The following is an 18,842-nucleotide window of genomic DNA, read 5'->3' as shown; positions in this document are numbered from 1 at the left end:
CGCGCCTGTCACGGCGCACCAACCCCACCCCCTAACCGGGGATTTCCAGCGTCACGTTCCGCCCGTTGAGGACATATTGCAGGGAATTCTCGCCGATCGCCGCCACCCGGCCGCCATCCAGCCGGTCGCCCACCGCCACCCGCACGAACCGACCCGACGGCAGGCGCACCAGCGCGCGGCGGTCGTTGGGGGTGCCTGTCACACCGATCAGGTTGATGTCGCGCAGCCGGATCGCGTTGCGCTCGGTCGCGGCGCGGGTGACATCGGCATTCGACGGGATGGCGGGCGCGCGCGCGATGGCCTCTTGCGGGACGGCCGGGGCGCTTTGCACGCTCTCCTCGGCGGCCGCGACCAGCGCCGCGATATTCTCGGGGCGCAGCCGCGGCGGGCGCGAGCTTGCAACCGCAAGCTCCGTGCCCTCGATCGCGGCGGCCACGGCTTCCGTCACGGCGGCCTCCACCTCGCGCGGAAAGAGCGAGGCTTGCGCCGCGCTTTCCTGCGCCGACACCGGGCGTCCCTCCGGGCGCAGCGCGGCCAGTTCGCTGGCCGAGAACCCGCCCAGCACCTGCCGTTCGCGCGTCTCCTCCAGGTCCAGCGGACGCGGCGTCGGCTGCACGGTGCGCAAGATCGCGTCATCCACATCGATCTGGGGCAGGGCAGGGGCGGTATCCGTCACCACCTCGCGCGGGCGCGGGATCGCGTCGACCGCGGGGCGGCCCGAAATGACAAAAGCCCCCTCGGGGGTCAGAACGCCCTCGGGCGTGGGGGTGACAAGTCCCCTTGCATCACGGTCGGGCGTGACGCCAAAGGGGGGCGGTGGCGGCACCCGTCGCAGCACCTCGGTCGGGTCGAGCACCGGATCGGCCAGCGCGATGGCATCGGTCACCGGCACCTCGGGGTCGATGGAGGCGAGATAGATCTCGTTCGACGTGCTGAGGGCCGCCAGCGTCGGGCGGTCCGGCGTTCTGGGCCAGATCCCGTCCTCGGCATAGATGCGCTCGGTCTCCTCCAGCGTGGGCAGCAGATCCTCGGGCAGGGGCGGCAGCGGCGGCAGGTCCAGATCGGCGTCGATATCGGGCAGGGCCGCGACCGGGGCCACCGCTTCGGCCTCGGGCGCCACATCCGGTTCGTCCGACAGGGCCGCCACATCTTCTGCAGCCACAGGTTCCGCGACGCTGACCGGCACCTCGGCCTCGGGGACGGATTCTGCGGCCGCCACAGGTTCTTCCGCCGCGCCTCCCGTATCGAGCGCGCCCATCGCAGGGGGCGCCGTGACGGCAAGCGGCGGCGGCGGCAGAGCCTCCTCCACGGCGACCGTGTCGCGATCCCCGCCACCCAGCAGCCGCGCTATGGGGCTGTCGGGCAGGAACAAGGCCGACCAGATCGCGATCAGCGCCAGCAGGACCAGCAACACGAGCGTCAGGATCAGCCCGGTCCTGAAGGACGGGCCCGCGCTCTCCACGGGTTTGCGCGCCAAAAGCCCGCTGGCAAAGGCCGCGCCGCCATCGACCTGTCCGGGCGGTGTCGTCTCCGTCTCCTCACGCTCGGCGCGACGACGGGGCAGGCCCAGCTTCAGGCCGCGCGCGGCAAGTGCCGCACCCTTCGACACAGGCGCAGGCGCAGGCGCAGCAACGCGCGCCTCTCCCGCGACATGGGTCTCCCCCGCCTCCGGAGCGAGGGCCTCCACCTTGGGCGTTGCGCGCGGGTCACTCTCGCCACGTTCACGCCCCGACAGCGGCATGGCCAGCTTGCTGGCATCGCGCACGCGGGCCAGTTGCGCGGCCAGCCTGTGGCCGGGGCGCACCGGGCCGGGTGTTGCAGGTCCCACCGTCGCATCGGGATGCAGCACCGGCGGGGTCGGCGTGGGACCGGCCGCACCGAAGCCCAGCCGCGAGGGCCGCGACGACAGGGTCTCGCCCGCGCCATTCCCCGGCTTGGCCACCTTGCCCCGGCGGGCGGAAAAGGCCGGCATCGGGCCGCCCGCCGCCTCCGCCTCGGTCTGCGTGCCTTCCTCCGTCCGGGGCGCGATCTCCGCCTCCGGATCGGTGAGGGCGCCCGCCTCGGGCGGGATCGACAGCCGACGCGCCCCCGTGGGGCGGGCTTGCGCCCCCTCGGGCCGTTCCGCATTCAGGCGCGGCTGCGACCGGGACGCGCCCTTGCCGCGCGCAGGCTTGACCGGATCGGTCGGGGTCTCCGCCTCGGCCTCATCCGCCGATGCATCCGCCAGGGGCGCTGCAGCCGACCCCGACAGGGGCAATTCCGGCTCGGCCGCGATCGGCAGCACAGGCCGCTCCAGCGTCGGATCGAGGATCGGGTTCGGCTCCGCCTGATCCGCCGCCTCCGCCGCCTTCGCGCGGGACACGTCCTCGTCCCCGTCCAACAGATCGTCTTTCACCTCGGGCGTGATCGGCGCGGCCATGTCGGCCTGCTGATCCACTTCCGCTTCCGGCTCATCACCCGCAGCATCCGCCCCGCTTGCCCCGTCGCGGGGTTTCGCCGCCACTTCCGGCTCCGCTTCCGGCGCAACTTCCGGCTCAACCTCCGGCTCCGCAGCCACAGCTTCAGCGGCTTGCGGCTCCGACGGCTTGGTCAACGCCCCGGTTTGTGCCTCCGGTTGCGCCTCATCCGCGCCGCCCGCCGGTTCCGCCGCCGCCGCATCCCCGGCGCTCTCGACGCTCTCGGACGCTTCGTCCTCCGACGACGGCGCCGCCTCTTGCGGCCCCGCCCCCTCGGCGCTCACGACCTTTGCATCGCTCCGATCCGCTGCAGCTGCGTCGGTCTCACCGTCACCAGTCGATCCGGTCGCACCATCCGCTTCCGGCTCCTCTTCCGGTGCCGCTTCCGGCTCTGCCACAGGCTCGGGCGGCGTCCAATCATCCGACCCGAACGCCATGCCGCCCCGGTCCAGCCCCAGCGCCTCGGCACTGTCGCCAAAGACCGGCATGGTCGGGAACCGCTCGGCCGGCGGCATCGCGGCAAAGCCCGCGCTCGTGAACCCGTGCGACAGCGCAAATGCGCGCGCCTCGTCCAGCGTTTCGCGTGCCACCACGGCGACCTTCACCCGGTCCTCTTCGACCGCGCACCAATCATGCACCAGGTCCTCGACCGCATAGGGTGTCAGACCGTCCAGCCCCTCGGTGATCCGCAGGGCCACAAGATCGGCGTCATGCGCCGGTGCCATGAAGGAAGTATAAAGGATCTGGTCATCGGGCAGCACAAGCAGGACCTGCGCATCGCTCCCGCCCCGCAACTCTGCGGCGCTGCGCAACGCGGCCATGGCCGGGCCCAGATCATCGCCCTCGGGCCTGGCCTCCGCCACGAGCGCCCAATGGCCGCCCTGCTGGCGATGGGCCAGCGCGATGCCCTCCGGAGACAGGAAAAGCGCGAATTCGACTGTCACATCCGACCTCGGGTCCTAGCCATCGGGGCGTGCCTGGTGCCGCACCCCTTCGTCACGCCGGTCTACATGACAAGACGCGCGGGGAAAACACTTGCCCGCAAGACGCGTCCGGTATCGGCGGAAAACAGTCTATGTCCAAACGCCGCCGGAAAAAAGGGGCGCGCAGCATGCGCACCCCCAAGGCTTCGTTCAGGCCGTGGCCTTGGCCAGCGCCTGGTCCAGATCCGCGATCAGATCGGCCGGATCCTCGATCCCGATGGACAGCCGCACCACGTTGGGTGCCGCCCCCGCCGCCACCTGCTGCTCGGGCGTCAGCTGGCGATGCGTGGTCGAGGCCGAATGGATGATCAGGCTGCGGGTATCGCCCAGGTTCGCCACATGGCTGAAGATCTGCAGCGAATCGACCAGCTTCACACAAGCCTCGTATCCGCCCTTCAGCCCAAAGGTGAACAAGGCCCCTGCGCCCTTGGGGCAAACACTCTTGGCCCGCTCGAAATAGGGCGAGGATGGCAGCCCGGCATAGGTCACGAAATCGACCCGCGGATCGGCCTCCAGCCATTTGGCCACCGTCACCGCATTCTCCACATGGCGCTGCATCCGCAAGGACAGCGTCTCGATCCCCATCAGCGTGTAATGGGCGGCCTGCGGGTTCATCGTCATGCCCAGATCACGCAGCCCGATGGCGATCCCGTGAAAAGTGAAGGCCAAGGGCCCGAAGGTCTCGTGGAACTTCAACCCGTGATAGGCAGGCTCGGGCGCCGAAAGGGACGGGAACTTGTCGCTCGCCGACCAATCGAATTTCCCCGAATCGACGATGGCCCCGCCCGTCACCGTCCCGTTGCCGGTCAGGTACTTGGTCGTCGAATGCACGACCAGCGTCGCGCCATGCTCGATGGGGCGGCACAGGTAGGGCGTGGCCGAGGTATTGTCGACGATCAGCGGCAGGCCCGCCGCATCCGCCACATCCGCGATGGCGCGCAGATCGGTGATATAGCCGCCCGGATTGGCGATCGCCTCGCAGAACACGGCGCGCGTATCCTCGTCGATGGCGGCCTTCACGGCGTCCAGATCATCGAAATCGACGAATTTCGCCGACCAGCCAAAGCGCTTGATGGTCTGGCTGAACTGCGTGACCGTGCCGCCGTAAAGCCTGGTCGAGGCGACGATGTTGCGCCCCGGCGCCATCAGCGGGAACAGCGCCATGATCTGCGCCGCATGGCCCGAGGAACAGCAGACAGCGCCCACGCCCCCTTCCAGCGTCGCGATCCGCTCCTGCAACACGGCGACGGTGGGGTTGGTGAGCCGCGAATAGATGTAGCCCACTTCCTGAAGGTTGAAGAGTGCCGCGGCATGTTCGGCATCGCGGAACACATAGGCCGTGGTCTGGTAGATCGGCGTCTGCCGCGCGCCCGTCGCCGGGTCGGGCCGCGCGCCTGCGTGGATCTGCAACGTGTCGAAACCGTAGGATGGTGCGTCGGACATCTCTCTCTCCCCCGAAATTCCGCATCTCGCGCAGCTTTAGGCAAACGAGGCCCCGCCTTCAATCGCCCCGCACAAGGAAAGGCCGCCCGTCCGCCCAATCCTGGCTCCCCACCACATATGTTCCAGCCCCGGTCCCGAAACCGAACCGCGTTTCCGCCTTCTTCGTTTCGAAAATATCCTCGGGGGGCGTGGGGGGCAGACAGCCCCCACCGTCTTGACCCATTCCACCGGAACGAGGGGCAGACAGGCCCCGCCGCCCGTCCCCGCCGCAATGAGGGGGCCCAAGCCCCCGAAGCGCGACCCCATGGCACTGGACGCCCCGCGCCACTTGGGGCAGAAGACCCCTCACAGACCCAAATGCCCCGGTGGTGCCGCCCATGCTCAGCTTTCTCAACCGCCTCGTGACCTGGTGGAACGGCCAGACGGTCGGCACCCAGCTCTGGACCGCGCGCAACGGCGTCAAGGTCGGGCAGGACGACCAGGGCAACATCTTCTACCGCTCCCGCGACGGCAAACGTCGCTGGGTGATCTTCAACGGCGAGGCCGAGGCAAGCCGCATCAGCCCCGATTGGCACGGCTGGCTGCATCACACCTGGGCCGAAACGCCCAGCGAAAAGCCCCTGCCGCACAAGGCCTGGGAAAAGCCCCATCTCGCCAATCCGACCGGCACCGCCATGGCCCATCTGCCCGCCGGTTCGATTCGCCGCGCCGATCCGGTCGAACGCCGCGATTACGAGGCCTGGACGCCCGAGTGATCGGCGCTTTGTGCCCTTCCGCCGTGCAAGACCCCTTGGATCGCCCGCGCCCAGTTGCGATAAGCGAACGGTGACAGCAGGCTGACGAGGGGGCGCAACCGATGGCCGCGCAGGACAATACGATCACCGAGGTGCTGGTGGGCGCCGCCGTCATGGCCGTCGCCGTGGGCTTTTTCTTCTATGCCGCCAGCAGCACCGGTTCGGGCCCCTCGGGCGGCAGCTACACGCTCACCGCTTCCTTCCGCTCTGCCGACGGGATCGCGGTCGGCACCGATGTGCGGCTTGCGGGCGTGCAGGTGGGCACGGTCACGGCCATGACGCTCAACCCCGAAACCTTCCGCGCCGAAACCACCTTCACCCTGCGCGACGACATCGAATTGCCCGATGACAGCGCCATCGCCATCTCCTCCGAAGGCCTGCTTGGCGGCAATTTCGTCGAGATCCTGCCCGGCGGCTCGCCCTTCACCTATGGCCCCGGCGACCAGATCATGGATACGCAAGGCTCGGTCAGCCTCGTGACGCTCCTGATGCGCTTCGTCTCGGGCAGCGACGCGGAATGAGGGCAGGGGGCCTCTTTCTCGTCTGCGCCCTCGTTCTGGCGGGCCTGCCGGGTGCCACCCCCGCGCAGCAATTCGACAGCCTCGGCGGGGGCACGACGCTCGACGGTTTCGCCCTGAACCCCGATACCCCGATCGATCCCGATCTCCCCTCGCTCGGCGCCGAAGGGGGGCTTGTCACCCCCGGTCCCGAAATCCAGCTGCAGATCACCGACGGCCAGCCCGACGTGACGCTGCGCAGCTTTCCCGGAACCGGCTCGCCCGTCACCTCGGTCTTCCAGCCCGAAACGGCTCAGGCCCCGCGCGTGATCCTGCGCGCGCTCGACAAGGTGCTGGGCCGGCCCACCGACATCGACCTTGCCATGGGCGAAACCGTGATCTTCGGGCGGCTCGCGATCCGGGCCGTCGAATGCCGCTACCCGGTCGAGGATCCCTCGTCGGACGCTTTCGCCCATCTCGAGGTCCTGACCGATGCGGGCGCAACGATCTTCGACGGCTGGATGATCGCCTCCTCGCCCGCGCTCGTGGCGCTCGAACACCCCCGCTACGATCTGTGGGTGCTGCGCTGCACAGACGATTGATCGGGCGATTGATCGGGCGGCTGATCGGGCGCGGCTGAGGCTGCGGTTCAGGCCGCCCGTTCGATCCCGAGCCTCGCCCGCAGGTCCATGGGCAGCATCCGGGCACTGGTGACGCGCGGCGCAGCGCTTTCCGCGATGGGCCGCGCCGTGCCGTAAAGCGCCACATATTCCGCATGATTGTCAAAGGCTTGCCGCCCGACATAATCGACAAAAGTCTCGGCCGCCACGCCTTCGGCAAGGATCACGTCATGGCGCTGGGTCTCGACATGATGGACCGTCATCTCCGCCTTGACCGGCTCCAGCGTGATCGTCGCGCCATTCACCAGCACGCCCGCATTGACCAACAGCCCCTCGATCCGGATCGCGTGATCGGGCGTCACCCACAGATCGCGCAGGGGCAGCCCCGCGCCAAGCGCGCCTGCCGCGATCCGCACCAGCCGCGCCTTGCCTGGCCCGCCCAACCAGGGCCTGAGCCTCTGCCGCCCGATCCAGACCACGGGCGTCACACCGCCATCCGCGCGCGACACCAGATCGCCGATGCGCAGCGCCTCGACCGGGCGCGGCCCATCGGGCGTCATGATCGCCGTGCCCGCCGCGAAACAGACCGTCGCGAAATCGGTAAAGGGGTCGGTCGTGTTCAGACGCGGCAGGACAGTGTCCACCGTCGGATATTCCGCCGGGTCGAGCGCGATGCCCACCACCAGCCAGCCCGCGCTCTCGAGGAAGAACACCGGGTAATCCACGCCGTTGAACGACAGGAAGCCGATGTATTGATAGGCGACCGTGAACGTCGTTCCCCCGAAATCGAACGCGACATCGACCGTCTCGCCCTGCGTCAGTTCGCTGTTCTGCGACCCCGGCTGCTCGGCCACGGTCACCTCGTCTTCGAAGGTGCCGGAAATATCGATCTGCCGGTCCGTCGCCCCGCCCGAGGTGAAGGTCGTGACCGGGGTGTCATTGGCGGTGATGGTGATCTGTGCCACGGAATGCTACCTTGCCCTGCGCGCGCGGAATGACGCTGCTCCCACCCGCAGCTGCAAGATCCGTACCAGGCCGAGGTTAAAATTCCCCCCTCAGCCCGCCCGGTCCATCGCAAAGAAATCCGCCTCGCTCGCCAGCGCCAGCTGCAATTGCCGCCGGTATTCCGCGCGCGGCAGTTCGACCGCGCCAAGGCTCTCCAGATGCGAGGTGGTGAATTGCGTGTCGAAAAGCTGGAACCCGCCCCCCCGCAGCCGCTCGATCAGATGTGCGAGCGCCAGCTTCGATCCATCCGTCCGGCGCGAGAACATCGATTCCCCGAAAAACGCGGCCCCCAGCGTCACGCCAAAGACGCCGCCCGCAAGCAGGCCCTCCATCCAGACCTCGACCGAATGGGCCCGGCCCATCGCATGCAGCGCCATGTAGGTGTTGTGGATATCGGCATTGATCCATGTCTCGGGCCGGTCGGCGCAGGCCGCGACCACGGCGCCGAAATCGCGGTTGATCGCGATCTCGAAACCGCCCTGCCGGATGCGCCGGGACAGCGAGCGCGACACATGGAACCGGTCCAGCGGAAAGACACCCCGCCTTTGCGGGTCGACCCAGAAAATGCTGTCATCCTCTGCACCGTCCGACATCGGGAAGATGCCGGCCGCATAGGCCCGTATCATCAGCTCCGGGGTCAGCGCCGGACGGGCCGGCGCGAACATGTCATGTGCCATGGAAAGGGATATGGCGCTCTTTCCCGGAAAGTCATGGGGGAAGCGCAAAAGTCTTGCCGGTGGCAATCCCGCGCCCAACTCCACCACCGGCCCGCCCTCGGGCAGGGCCGGGATCGTCTCGGGCGGATAGGCGCTCGAGACGGGCCAATCCTCAGCCGAGGTTTTCGGCAAGCCAGCCTTCCAGCCAATGGATCGTGTAATCGCCCGATTGCACCGCCGGTTCCTCCAGCAGCGCATGGAACAGCGGCACGGTCGTGTCCACGCCATCCACGATCAATTCACCCAAGGCCCGCTTGAGCCGCGCCAGCGCTTCGGGCCGGTCGCGGCCATGCACGATCAGCTTGCCGATCAGGCTGTCGTAATAGGGCGGGATGCGGTAGCCGTCGTAGATCGCGCTGTCCATCCGAACGCCCAATCCGCCCGGCGCGTGATATTGCGTGATCCGCCCCGGCGAGGGCGAGAAATTGGGCAGTTTCTCGGCATTGATGCGCACTTCGATCGCATGCCCGTTGACCTCCAGATCCCCCTGTTCGAAGGACATGGGCAGGCCCGCCGCCACGCGGATCTGCTCGCGCACGAGGTCCACGCCGAAAATCGCCTCCGTCACCGGATGTTCGACCTGAAGCCGCGTGTTCATCTCGATGAAAAAGAACTCGCCATCCTCATACAGGAATTCGATCGTGCCCGCGCCCTCGTAGCCCAGATCGGCGACCGCCTTGGCACAGGTCGCCCCGATCCGGTCGCGCGTCTCGCGGTCGATGGCGGGGCCGGGGGCCTCCTCGAACACCTTCTGGTGGCGGCGCTGCAACGAACAATCCCGCTCGCCCAGATGCACGGCGCGGCCCTTGCCGTCGCCGAAAACCTGCACCTCGATATGCCGGGGCCGCCCGAGATATTTCTCGATATAGACCTCGTCATTGCCGAAAGCCGCCTTGGCCTCGCTCCGCGCGGTGCGAAAGGCCGTTTCCAGCTCCGCCTCGGTCCGCGCCAGCTTCATGCCGCGCCCGCCGCCGCCCGCCGTGGCCTTCACGATGACCGGATAGCCCGCTTCCTTGGCGACCGCATAGGCGGTGTCCAGGTGATGAACGCCGCCCTCCGATCCCGGAACGCAGGGCACGCCCAGCTTCTTCATCGTGTCCTTGGCGGTGATCTTGTCGCCCATCAGGCGGATATGTTCCGCCGAGGGGCCGATGAACTTGATCCCGTGATCCTCGACCGCCTGCACGAAATTGGCGTTTTCCGACAAGAAGCCGTAGCCGGGATGGATCGCTTCCGCGCCGGTGATCTCGCAGGCCGAAATCAGCGCGGGCATCGACAGGTAGGATTGACCCGACGGCGGCGGCCCGATGCAGATCGCCTCGTCGGCCATGCGCACATGCATCGCGTCGCTGTCGGCGGTGGAATGGACCGCGACGGTCGCCACCCCCATCTCGCGCGCGGCCCGGATGACACGCAGCGCGATCTCGCCGCGGTTGGCGATGAGGATCTTGTTGAACATTGCGCTACGCCCCGCTCACTCGATGATCATGAGCGGCGCGCCGTATTCGACGGGCGCGCCATCCTCGACGAGGATGCGCTTGACGGTGCCCGCGCGCGGCGCGGGGATCTGGTTCATCGTCTTCATCGCCTCGACGATCAGCAGCGTCTGACCCTCGGCCACCTGGTCGCCCACCGCGACAAAGGGCTTCGATCCCGGTTCCGCCTGCAGATAGACCGTGCCCACCATGGGCGAGGTCACGGCGCCGGGCGCCTGCGCCGGATCGCCGGTCGGCGCGGCGGCGGCGCTGGCTGCGGCAGCGGCGGGGGCCGGGGCGACCTGCGGGGCCAGCATCTGCGGGGCGGCCATCTGCATCGGCGCCTGCACCATCACGCCGCCACGCGCCACGCGCACGTTGAGCCAGTCGTTCTCGCCGTATTCCCGCTTCACCTGGATCTCGGTCAGGTCATTGCTGTCCAGCAGCTCCGCAAGGGCCTTGATGAAGGCCACGTCACTGGCGCGGGTCGCATCGGTCTTGTCGCTCATGTCTGTCCTCGCAGCTCGGCGGCGGGACCAAACCCTTGCCGCGCTCCGCCCGGTCGTACGGGCCGTCTGGCTGACGCGTATAGCGCAGGCATCGTGCGGGGAAAACCCGCCCCGTGCATCCGTCGTCATCCTCCCTCTGCCCGTTTTTTCGGCAGCCTGACCGGGACGCGCCATTAAGACTTGCGAAACATATGGCTCCAGAAATTTACCATTTGATAAAATTTGGGACCCGTGCCAGCCTCGACCCAGATCACAGCCATTCGCTCGCAGGGAGATGCGCCCGATGACGAACAGCCCTTTCACCCCCGGCATCGCCGCCGCCCGGCTCGATGCCGCGACGCTCGCCGAAAACTTCGCCGATCTGCACGCGCCGCTCGATGCGCATGAGGCGCTGGTGGCCGCCGACCGCTGCTATTTCTGCCATGATGCGCCCTGCATCACGGCCTGTCCCACCTCGATCGACATCCCGCTTTTCATCCGCCAGATCGCCACCGGCACGCCCGAGGCGGCGGCGAAAACCATTTTCGATCAGAACATTCTGGGCGGCATGTGCGCCCGCGTCTGCCCGACCGAGACACTCTGCGAAGAAGCCTGCGTCCGCGAAACCGCCGAGGGCAAACCGGTCGAGATCGGCCGCCTGCAACGCTTTGCCACCGATACGCTGATGGAACAGGGCATCCACCCCTTCACCCGCGCAGCCCCCACGGGCAAACGCGTGGCGATCGTGGGCGCGGGTCCTGCGGGGCTCGCCTGCGCGCATCGCCTTGCGATGCATGGCCATGACGTGACGATCTATGATGCGCGGCCCAAGGGCGGCGGCCTCAACGAATACGGCATCGCCTATTACAAATCCGTTGGAAATTTCGCCAAGGCCGAGGTCGATTGGCTGCTCAAGATCGGCGGCATCACGATGGAAACCGGCAAGGCGCTGGGCCGTGACATCACGCTTGACGCGCTCAGCTCCGGCTTCGACGCCGTCTTTCTCGGCATGGGTCTGGCGGGGGTGAATGCCCTCCGCGCGGCGGGAGAGGACCGTTCAGGCGTCCGCGATGCCGTTGATTTCATTTCGGATCTGCGCCAATCCGGCGATCTGTCCGCGCTGCCTGTCGGGCGCAACGTGGTGGTCATCGGCGGCGGCATGACCGCCATCGACGCGGCGGTCCAATCCAAGCTTCTGGGGGCCGAAAGCGTGACGATCCTGTACCGGCGCGGCCGCGACGCGATGCCCGCCAGCCGCTACGAACAGGATCTGGCAGCCTCCAAGGGGGTGCGCTTCATCTTCAACGCCATGCCCGTCGCAATCCTCGGCAATGGCGCGGTCACGGGGGTGCGGGTCGAATACACGCGGTCCGAGGGTCGGTCGCTTGTCGGCACCGGCGAAACCTTCGACATTCCCGCCGATCAGGTGCTCAAAGCCATCGGCCAGACCCTCGACGGCGCGCCCGATGGGCTGGAAATCACGGGCGGCAAGATCGCGGTCAGCGGTTCGGGCCGCACGAGCAAGGCGGGCATCTGGGCCGGCGGCGATTGCGCGGCGGGGGGCGAGGACCTGACCGTCACCGCCGTCGCAGAGGGCCGGGACGCTGCCGAAGACATCCACGCCACGCTGACCACCTAACGCGATTATTCGTACGAATAATCGCAACCCCCGAATTTTCGGACGAAAATTCGGGCTCGCAAACAGGGAGACCGGGACCATGGCAGATCTTACCTCCACCTTCCTCGGCATCAAATCGCCCAACCCGTTCTGGCTGGCCTCGGCCCCGCCGACCGACAAGGCCTATAATGTCGAACGCGCCTTTCAGGCCGGCTGGGGCGGTGTCGTCTGGAAAACGCTGGGCGAGGCCGGGCCGCCCGTCGTCAACGTCAACGGCCCGCGCTACGGCGCGATCTGGGGCGCGGACCGGCGGCTTCTGGGGCTCAACAACATCGAATTGATCACCGACCGCCCGCTCGAGGTGAACCTGCGCGAGATCAAGGAGGTCAAGCGCAAATGGCCCGACCGCGCCATGATCGTCTCGCTCATGGTGCCCTGCGAGGAACAGGCGTGGAAGGCGATCTTGCCGCTTGTCGAGGAAACCGGTGCCGACGGGATCGAGCTCAATTGCGGCTGCCCGCACGGCATGAGCGAACGCGGCATGGGCAGCGCCGTTGGCCAGGCCCCCGACCTGATCGAGGCGATCACCCGCTGGTGCAAGCAGACCACCCGCATGCCCGTCATCGTGAAACTGACGCCCAACATCACCGATATCCGGGGGCCTGCGCGGGCGGCGAAACAGGGCGGGGCGGATGCCGTGTCGCTCATCAACACCGTCTCCTCCATCACCTCCGTCAATCTCGACAGTTTCAGCCCCGAACCTTCCATCGACGGCAAGGGCAGCCATGGCGGCTATTGCGGCCCGGCGGTCAAGCCCATCGCGCTCAACATGGTGGCTGAGATCGCGCGCGACCCCGAAACCCGTGGCCTGCCGATTTCGGGCATCGGCGGCGTCACCACCTGGCGCGATGCGGCCGAATTCCTGGCGCTGGGCGCGGGCAATGTGCAGGTCTGCACCGCGGCCATGACCTATGGGTTCAAGATCGTGCAGGAAATGATCTCGGGCCTGTCGCAATACCTCGATGACAAGGACATGGCGCTGTCCGATCTGATCGGGCGCGCCACCCCCAATGTCACCGATTGGCAGCACCTGAACCTCAATTACGTGACCAAGGCCCGCATCGACCAGGACGCCTGCATCAAATGCGGGCGCTGCTATGCGGCCTGCGAGGATACGAGCCACCAGGCCATCACCATGTCGCCCGACCGCGTTTTCGAGGTGCAGGATGACGAATGCGTCGCCTGCAACCTGTGCGTGAACGTCTGCCCGGTCGAGGGCTGCATCACGATGGAGCGGATGGAGGCGGGCACGGTCGATCCGCGCACGGGCGTGACCGTGTCCGATGATTATGCCAACTGGACCACGCATCCCAACAATCCCGCGGCCCGCACCGCAGCGGAATAGGACGGGACCGAGGGGGCTGTCTGCCCCCTCGGGCTCCCCCGAGCATATTTGTGGAAAGATGAAGGGATCAGGGGGCGAGAAGCCGGCGGAACAGCGTGTCGAGAAACACTTCCGCCTCGGCGATCGGGTCGCGCGCGCCGCCCAGGACCGCGCGGACCTGCACGTCGAAATCGGCGTAATGCTGCGTCAGCGCCCAGATCGAGAAGATCAGGTGATGCGGATCGACATCGGCGATCTTTCCCTGCGCGGCCCAGCCCCGGATCACGGCGGATTTTTCGTCGACCAGCGTCTTGAGATCGCTGGCCAGCGCCGCCTGCATCCGGGGCGCGCCCTGCACGATCTCGTTGGCGAAGAGCCGCGATTCGCGGGGGAAATCCCGGCTCATCTCCAGCTTGCGCCGCGCATAGCCCAGGATCTCGGCCACCGGATCGCCGCCGGGATCGAGCGCGCGCAACGGGTCGAGCCAGGTGTTCATCAACTGGCTCAGAAGCGTCACGTGGATCGCCTCCTTGGAGGGGAAGTAATAGAGCAGGTTGGGTTTCGACAGCCCCGCCTCGGCCGCGATCATGTCGAGCGTCGCCCCCCTGAACCCATGCTGCGAAAACACCTCGAGCGCGGCTTCGAGGATGGTTTCGCGGTTCTTTGTCTGGATCCGGGTCCGGGTCCGGGGGCGGGCCGGGGTTCGGGGAGATGCGACTGCCATGGCTCCATCAGACCCAAGCGCGCGGCCCGAGACAAGAGGCGCTTTCGCGCAACGCCCAGCAGGCAGGCAAAGCCGGGGCCGCGCCGATCATTTGCCCATCATAAGCCTTGTCTTTGTGCAGGGCCTCGGGGACAATTCATTGACTGGCACAGCGCCTCTGCTAGCGTAGCCTTGACCGTTTGGTCAAAAACCAATCCGTGACCGCAAGGTCCGATAACCCGAGCCTCCGGCGGCGCGCGACCGGGGGCGCAAGACAGGGAAAGCCGCCATGGCGCTCGACCGTTCCAACCCGGTGCCCAATGATCTGTCCGCTTTTTGGATGCCCTTCACCGCGAACCGGCAATTCAAGAAGACGCCCCGGATGTTCGTCAGCGCCGACCGCATGCATTACAAGACGGCGGACGGGCGCGAGGTGCTGGACGGCACGGCGGGTCTTTGGTGCTGCAACGCAGGCCACAACCGCCCCAAGATCGTCGAGGCGATCCGCCAGCAGGCGGGCGAACTCGATTACGCGCCGGCCTTCCAGATGGGCCATCCCAAGGCCTTCGATCTGGCCAACCGCCTGCGCGACCTGGCGCCCCCGCCGTTCGAGCATGTGTTCTTCACCAATTCCGGCTCCGAGGCGGTGGATACCGCGCTCAAGATCGCCATCGCCTACCAGCGCGCGATCGGGCAGGGCACGCGCACGCGGCTGATCGGGCGCGAACGCGGCTATCACGGCGTGGGCTTTGGCGGCATTTCGGTGGGCGGCATCGTCAACAACCGCAAGTTCTTCGGCACGCTGATGACGGGCGTCGACCATCTGCCGCACACCCATCTGCCCGCGCAGAACGCGTTTTCGCGCGGGCAGCCGGACCATGGCGCGCATCTGGCCGATGAGCTGGAGCGTATCGTGGCGCTGCATGGCCCCGAAACCATCGCCGCCGTGATCGTCGAACCCATGGCGGGCTCGACCGGGGTTCTGATGCCGCCCAAGGGCTACCTGGAAAAGCTGCGCGAGATCTGCACCAGGCACGGCATCTTGCTCATCTTCGACGAGGTCATCACCGGGTTCGGTCGCCTGGGAAGCCCCTTTGCCGCCGATCATTTCGGGGTCATGCCCGACATGATCACCTGCGCCAAGGGCCTGACCAATGGCGTCATTCCGATGGGGGCCGTGCTGGCGACCAAGGACATCCACGATGCCTTCATGCAGGGCCCCGAGCATCTGATCGAGCTCTTCCACGGCTACACCTATTCGGGCAATCCCATCGCCTCGGCCGCGGGTCTCGCCACGCTCGAAACCTACCGCGAGGAAGGGTTGTTCGAACGCGCCGCCGAGATGGCCCCCTATTGGGAGGACGCGGTGCATTCCTTGCGCGACTGCCCGCATGTGATCGACATCCGCAACATGGGTCTGATCGCGGGGATCGAGCTGGAACCCATCCCGGGCGAGCCGACGAAACGCGCCTTCAGCGCCTTCCTCGAAGCCTATGAAAAGGGCGTCCTGATCCGCACCACGGGCGATATCATCGCCATGTCGCCGCCCTTGATCATCGAAAAGGCGCATATCGACCAGCTTGTCGGCACCTTGCGCGACATTCTTCACAGGCTGCATTAAGAACGGCCCGTAAAATACTGACAGGGAAGGATCATCCATGCCGGCACCAGCCGAGAACATGAGGATCGACGGCGAACGGCTGTGGAATTCGCTGATGGATATGGCCAGGATCGGGCCGGGTGTGGCGGGCGGCAACAACCGCCAGACCCTGACCGACGAGGATGCCGAGGGTCGCGCGCTCTTTCAATCCTGGTGCGAGGCTGCAGGCTGCACCATGGGCGTAGACCAGATCGGCAACATGTTCGCTCGCCGCGAAGGCACCGACCCGGATGCCCTGCCGGTCTATGTCGGCAGCCACCTCGACACCCAGCCCACGGGCGGCAAATACGACGGGGTTCTGGGTGTTCTGGGCGGGCTTGAGGTCATCCGCACCCTCAACGATCTGAACATCAAGACCAAACACCCCATCGTCGTCGTCAACTGGACGAACGAGGAAGGCACGCGCTTTGCCCCCGCCATGCTTGCCTCGGGCGTTTTCGCGGGGCGGCATACGCTCGACTGGGCCTATGATCGGGTGGATGCCAAGGGCAAACGCTTCGGCGACGAGCTGGAGCGAATCGGCTGGAAAGGCTCCGAACCCGTCGGCGCGCGCAAGATGCATGCGATGTTCGAACTCCACATCGAACAGGGCCCGATCCTCGAGGCCGAGGGCAAGGATATCGGCGTCGTCACCCATGGGCAGGGCCTGCGCTGGATCGAATGCACCGTGACGGGCAAGGAAAGCCACACAGGCTCCACCCCCATGCACATGCGCAAGAACGCGGGACGGGGCCTCGCGCTTGTGACCGAACTGGTCCACGAGATCGCGATGAAGAACCAGCCGGGCGCGGTGGGGGCCATCGGCCATATCGATGTCTACCCCAACTCGCGCAACATCATCCCCGGCAAGGTCGTCTTTACCGTCGACATGCGCAGCCATCTTCTGGACAAGCTCAACGCCATGGTCGACGAATTGCTCGACCGCGCCCCCGCGCTCTGCGAGGGGATCGGCGTGAACTTCGAGGCCAGGATCGTTGGTCAGTTCGATCCGCCCGCCTTTGACGAGGGCTGCGTGAACACCATCCGCCAAGCCGCCGAGCGCCTTGGATATTCCCACATGGACATCGTCTCGGGCGCGGGCCATGACGCCTGCTGGATCAATGACCTTGCGCCCACGGCCATGGTTATGTGCCCCTGTGTCGACGGGCTGTCCCATAACGAAGCCGAGGAGATCAGCCCCGAATGGGCCGCTGCCGGCTGCAACGTCCTGTTCCACGCTGTCGTGGACACTGCGGAGATTGTCGAATGATCCTGATGCGCATGGCCGGTCTGGCCGGAATTCTCGTCCTGTCGGCCTGTGCCACGACGACGCCCGACGGCCAGACCGAGGAGTTGAGCGAAGAGGTGCGCGCGCTGGCTGCGCCCGGTCAGGACCTGACGCAGGTGCGCATCGAAAGCGACGGCTGCTACTGGTACCGCTACGAGGGGCGGGTGGAGACCACCTTCCTGCCGCTGATGACGCGCGACAACCGGATGATCTGCGTCCGGACACCCACGACCTGACACCACGCCAAACGGGGGAAAACGATGAGCAGCACGGTTATCAAGGGCGGCACGATCGTCACCGGCGATCTGAGCTACGCGGCCGATGTCCGCATCGAGGGCGGCCGCATCACCGAGATCGGTCCGAACCTTTCGGGCGACACGGTGCTCGATGCCACGGGCGCCTATGTCATGCCGGGCGGCATCGACCCCCATACCCATCTCGAAATGCCTTTCATGGGCACCTATTCCGCCGATGACTTTGAATCCGGCACCCGCGCGGCCCTGTCGGGCGGGACCACGATGGTCGTGGATTTCGCGCTGCCCTCGCCCGGTCAGGGCCTGCTCGACGCGCTCCAGATGTGGGACAACAAGGCGGGCCGCGCCAATTGCGACTATTCCTACCACATGGCCGTGACCTGGTGGGGCGAGCAGGTGTTCGACGAGATGAAGACCGTGATCGAGGATCGCGGGATCAACACCTTCAAGCATTTCATGGCCTACAAGGGCGCGCTCATGGTCAATGACGATGAGCTGTTCGCCTCCTTCAACCGCTTGGCGGAACTGGGCGGGATCGCCATGGTCCATGCCGAAAACGGCGATGTGGTGGCCGAACTGACCGCCAAGCTTCTGGCCGAGGGCAATACCGGCCCCGAGGCGCATGCCTATTCCCGCCCCGCGCAAGTCGAGGGGGAGGCGACGAACCGCGCCATCATGATCGCCGACATGGCGGGCGTGCCGCTCTACGTCGTTCACGTTTCCTCCGAGGATGCGCATGAGGCGATCCGGCGCGCGCGGTCCCTGGGCAAACGTGTCTGGGGCGAGCCGCTGATCCAGCACCTGACACTTGATGAAAGCGAATATTTCCACCCCGATTGGGACCATGCCGCGCGCCGCGTGATGTCGCCGCCCTTCCGCAACAAGAAGCATCAGGACAGCCTCTGGGCGGGCCTCATGTCGGGCTCGCTCTCGGTCGTGGCGACGGACCATTGCGCCTTCACCACCGAGCAGAAACGCTACGGGATCGGCGATTTCTCCAAGATCCCCAATGGCACCGGCGGGCTCGAGGACCGGATGCCGATGCTCTGGACGCATGGGGTGGCGACGGGCCGGATCACGCCCAACGAATTCGTGGCGATCACCTCAACGAATATCGCCAAGATCCTGAATTGCTACCCGAAAAAGGGCGCGATCCTGGTCGGTGCCGATGCCGATATCGTCGTCTGGGACCCGACCAAGGAAAAGACGATCACGGCGGGCAGCCAGCAATCGGCCATCGATTACAACGTCTTCGAAGGGCACAAGGTCAAGGGCCTGCCGCGCTTCACGCTCACCCGTGGCCATGTGGCCGTCCATGACGGCGAAATCCGCACCCAAGAAGGGCATGGCCAATTTGTCAAGCGCCCCGGCAACGGCACGGTCAACCGCGCGCTCTCGACGTGGAAAGATCTCACCGCGCCCCGGCCCGTGGAACGGACGGGCATTCCCGCAACGGGGGTGTGATGGCCCAAGCCGCGC

At 66.8% G+C, this 18,842-nt stretch carries 16 protein-coding genes; 9 read left to right on the top strand and 7 right to left on the bottom strand.

Going from position 1 to position 18,842, the window contains the following annotated elements:
- Window positions 1-31 precede the first annotated feature (31 nt).
- Together AABA51_RS10390 and AABA51_RS10385 are read right to left on the bottom strand one after the other, a co-directional pair.
- A complete protein-coding gene (locus tag AABA51_RS10390; RefSeq protein WP_338271731.1) occupies window positions 32-3,400 on the bottom strand; it encodes a hypothetical protein in 3,369 nt (1,122 codons plus the stop codon).
- Window positions 3,401-3,589: 189 nt separating this feature from the next.
- The gene (locus AABA51_RS10385) at window positions 3,590-4,882 is read right to left on the bottom strand and encodes an O-acetylhomoserine aminocarboxypropyltransferase/cysteine synthase family protein (RefSeq protein WP_338271729.1); all 1,293 of its coding nucleotides are present in this window, start codon (window positions 4,880-4,882) and stop codon (window positions 3,590-3,592) included.
- Window positions 4,883-5,259: 377 nt separating this feature from the next.
- Here AABA51_RS10385 and AABA51_RS10380 point away from each other — a divergent pair, with 377 nt between their 5' ends.
- From AABA51_RS10380 to AABA51_RS10370, 3 genes are all read left to right on the top strand, one after another.
- On the top strand, window positions 5,260-5,637 hold the full coding sequence (locus tag AABA51_RS10380; protein ID WP_338271727.1) for an NADH:ubiquinone oxidoreductase subunit NDUFA12: 378 nt from the start codon (window positions 5,260-5,262) through the stop codon (window positions 5,635-5,637).
- A gap of 101 nt (window positions 5,638-5,738) precedes the next feature.
- Window positions 5,739-6,197, top strand: coding sequence for an outer membrane lipid asymmetry maintenance protein MlaD (mlaD, locus tag AABA51_RS10375; RefSeq protein ID WP_338271726.1), 459 nt, complete (start codon window positions 5,739-5,741; stop codon window positions 6,195-6,197).
- A complete protein-coding gene (locus tag AABA51_RS10370; protein ID WP_338271724.1) occupies window positions 6,194-6,775 on the top strand; it encodes a DUF2155 domain-containing protein in 582 nt (193 codons plus the stop codon). The genes mlaD and AABA51_RS10370 overlap by 4 nt, the downstream gene beginning before the upstream one ends.
- A gap of 47 nt (window positions 6,776-6,822) precedes the next feature.
- Here the strand turns inward: AABA51_RS10370 and AABA51_RS10365 are convergent, their stop codons facing one another.
- The 4 genes from AABA51_RS10365 to accB all read right to left on the bottom strand — a co-directional run bounded on the left by AABA51_RS10365 (window position 6,823) and on the right by accB (window position 10,498).
- Window positions 6,823-7,758, bottom strand: coding sequence for a Hint domain-containing protein (locus AABA51_RS10365; protein ID WP_338271722.1), 936 nt, complete (start codon window positions 7,756-7,758; stop codon window positions 6,823-6,825).
- 90 nt (window positions 7,759-7,848) lie between these two features.
- Window positions 7,849-8,475, bottom strand: a complete 627-nt coding sequence (aat, locus tag AABA51_RS10360) for a leucyl/phenylalanyl-tRNA--protein transferase (protein ID WP_338276532.1) — start codon at window positions 8,473-8,475, stop codon at window positions 7,849-7,851.
- A 151-nt stretch (window positions 8,476-8,626) separates the two neighbouring features.
- On the bottom strand, window positions 8,627-9,973 hold the full coding sequence (gene accC, locus AABA51_RS10355; RefSeq protein ID WP_338271721.1) for an acetyl-CoA carboxylase biotin carboxylase subunit: 1,347 nt from the start codon (window positions 9,971-9,973) through the stop codon (window positions 8,627-8,629).
- Between the two features lie 15 nt (window positions 9,974-9,988).
- Window positions 9,989-10,498, bottom strand: a complete 510-nt coding sequence (accB, locus tag AABA51_RS10350; protein ID WP_338271720.1) for an acetyl-CoA carboxylase biotin carboxyl carrier protein — start codon at window positions 10,496-10,498, stop codon at window positions 9,989-9,991.
- A gap of 283 nt (window positions 10,499-10,781) precedes the next feature.
- Between accB and AABA51_RS10345 the strand changes: the two genes are divergently transcribed.
- Both AABA51_RS10345 and preA read left to right on the top strand, forming a co-directional pair.
- A complete protein-coding gene (locus tag AABA51_RS10345; RefSeq protein WP_338271717.1) occupies window positions 10,782-12,116 on the top strand; it encodes an NAD(P)-dependent oxidoreductase in 1,335 nt (444 codons plus the stop codon).
- 79 nt (window positions 12,117-12,195) lie between these two features.
- Window positions 12,196-13,500, top strand: a complete 1,305-nt coding sequence (gene preA / locus AABA51_RS10340; protein ID WP_338271714.1) for an NAD-dependent dihydropyrimidine dehydrogenase subunit PreA — start codon at window positions 12,196-12,198, stop codon at window positions 13,498-13,500.
- Window positions 13,501-13,567: 67 nt separating this feature from the next.
- Here preA and AABA51_RS10335 read toward each other — a convergent pair whose 3' ends face one another.
- Window positions 13,568-14,203, bottom strand: coding sequence for a TetR family transcriptional regulator C-terminal domain-containing protein (locus AABA51_RS10335; RefSeq protein WP_338271712.1), 636 nt, complete (start codon window positions 14,201-14,203; stop codon window positions 13,568-13,570).
- 268 nt (window positions 14,204-14,471) lie between these two features.
- On the opposite strand from AABA51_RS10335, the gene AABA51_RS10330 reads away from it, so the two are divergent.
- The 4 genes from AABA51_RS10330 to hydA are packed head-to-tail and all read left to right on the top strand — an operon-like array spanning window position 14,472 to window position 18,827.
- Window positions 14,472-15,803, top strand: a complete 1,332-nt coding sequence (locus AABA51_RS10330) for an aspartate aminotransferase family protein (protein ID WP_338271709.1) — start codon at window positions 14,472-14,474, stop codon at window positions 15,801-15,803.
- A gap of 37 nt (window positions 15,804-15,840) precedes the next feature.
- On the top strand, window positions 15,841-17,091 hold the full coding sequence (locus AABA51_RS10325) for a Zn-dependent hydrolase (protein ID WP_338271708.1): 1,251 nt from the start codon (window positions 15,841-15,843) through the stop codon (window positions 17,089-17,091).
- The gene (locus tag AABA51_RS10320; protein ID WP_338271705.1) at window positions 17,088-17,345 is read left to right on the top strand and encodes a hypothetical protein; all 258 of its coding nucleotides are present in this window, start codon (window positions 17,088-17,090) and stop codon (window positions 17,343-17,345) included. The genes AABA51_RS10325 and AABA51_RS10320 overlap by 4 nt, the downstream gene beginning before the upstream one ends.
- 24 nt (window positions 17,346-17,369) lie before the next feature.
- The gene (hydA, locus tag AABA51_RS10315) at window positions 17,370-18,827 is read left to right on the top strand and encodes a dihydropyrimidinase (RefSeq protein WP_338271704.1); all 1,458 of its coding nucleotides are present in this window, start codon (window positions 17,370-17,372) and stop codon (window positions 18,825-18,827) included.
- Window positions 18,828-18,842 lie beyond the last annotated feature (15 nt).

The sequence above is a fragment of the Roseicyclus marinus genome (assembly GCF_036322625.1).
Taxonomy (GTDB): Bacteria; Pseudomonadota; Alphaproteobacteria; order Rhodobacterales; family Rhodobacteraceae; genus Roseicyclus; species Roseicyclus marinus_A.
Note: the sequence above shows the minus strand (reverse complement) of the source record. Positions and strands in the feature narration are given on the sequence as shown.

Coding starts and splice junctions, on each gene's coding strand:
- AABA51_RS10320 (WP_338271705.1), top strand. CDS start 17,088: ATGATCCTGATGCGCATGGCCGGTCTGGCCGGAATTCTCGTCCTGTCG.
- mlaD (WP_338271726.1), top strand. CDS start 5,739: ATGGCCGCGCAGGACAATACGATCACCGAGGTGCTGGTGGGCGCCGCC.
- AABA51_RS10380 (WP_338271727.1), top strand. CDS start 5,260: ATGCTCAGCTTTCTCAACCGCCTCGTGACCTGGTGGAACGGCCAGACG.
- aat (WP_338276532.1), bottom strand. CDS start 8,475: ATGGCACATGACATGTTCGCGCCGGCCCGTCCGGCGCTGACCCCGGAG.
- hydA (WP_338271704.1), top strand. CDS start 17,370: ATGAGCAGCACGGTTATCAAGGGCGGCACGATCGTCACCGGCGATCTG.
- accB (WP_338271720.1), bottom strand. CDS start 10,498: ATGAGCGACAAGACCGATGCGACCCGCGCCAGTGACGTGGCCTTCATC.
- AABA51_RS10345 (WP_338271717.1), top strand. CDS start 10,782: ATGACGAACAGCCCTTTCACCCCCGGCATCGCCGCCGCCCGGCTCGAT.
- preA (WP_338271714.1), top strand. CDS start 12,196: ATGGCAGATCTTACCTCCACCTTCCTCGGCATCAAATCGCCCAACCCG.
- accC (WP_338271721.1), bottom strand. CDS start 9,973: ATGTTCAACAAGATCCTCATCGCCAACCGCGGCGAGATCGCGCTGCGT.
- AABA51_RS10330 (WP_338271709.1), top strand. CDS start 14,472: ATGGCGCTCGACCGTTCCAACCCGGTGCCCAATGATCTGTCCGCTTTT.
- AABA51_RS10325 (WP_338271708.1), top strand. CDS start 15,841: ATGCCGGCACCAGCCGAGAACATGAGGATCGACGGCGAACGGCTGTGG.
- AABA51_RS10385 (WP_338271729.1), bottom strand. CDS start 4,882: ATGTCCGACGCACCATCCTACGGTTTCGACACGTTGCAGATCCACGCA.
- AABA51_RS10335 (WP_338271712.1), bottom strand. CDS start 14,203: ATGGCAGTCGCATCTCCCCGAACCCCGGCCCGCCCCCGGACCCGGACC.
- AABA51_RS10370 (WP_338271724.1), top strand. CDS start 6,194: ATGAGGGCAGGGGGCCTCTTTCTCGTCTGCGCCCTCGTTCTGGCGGGC.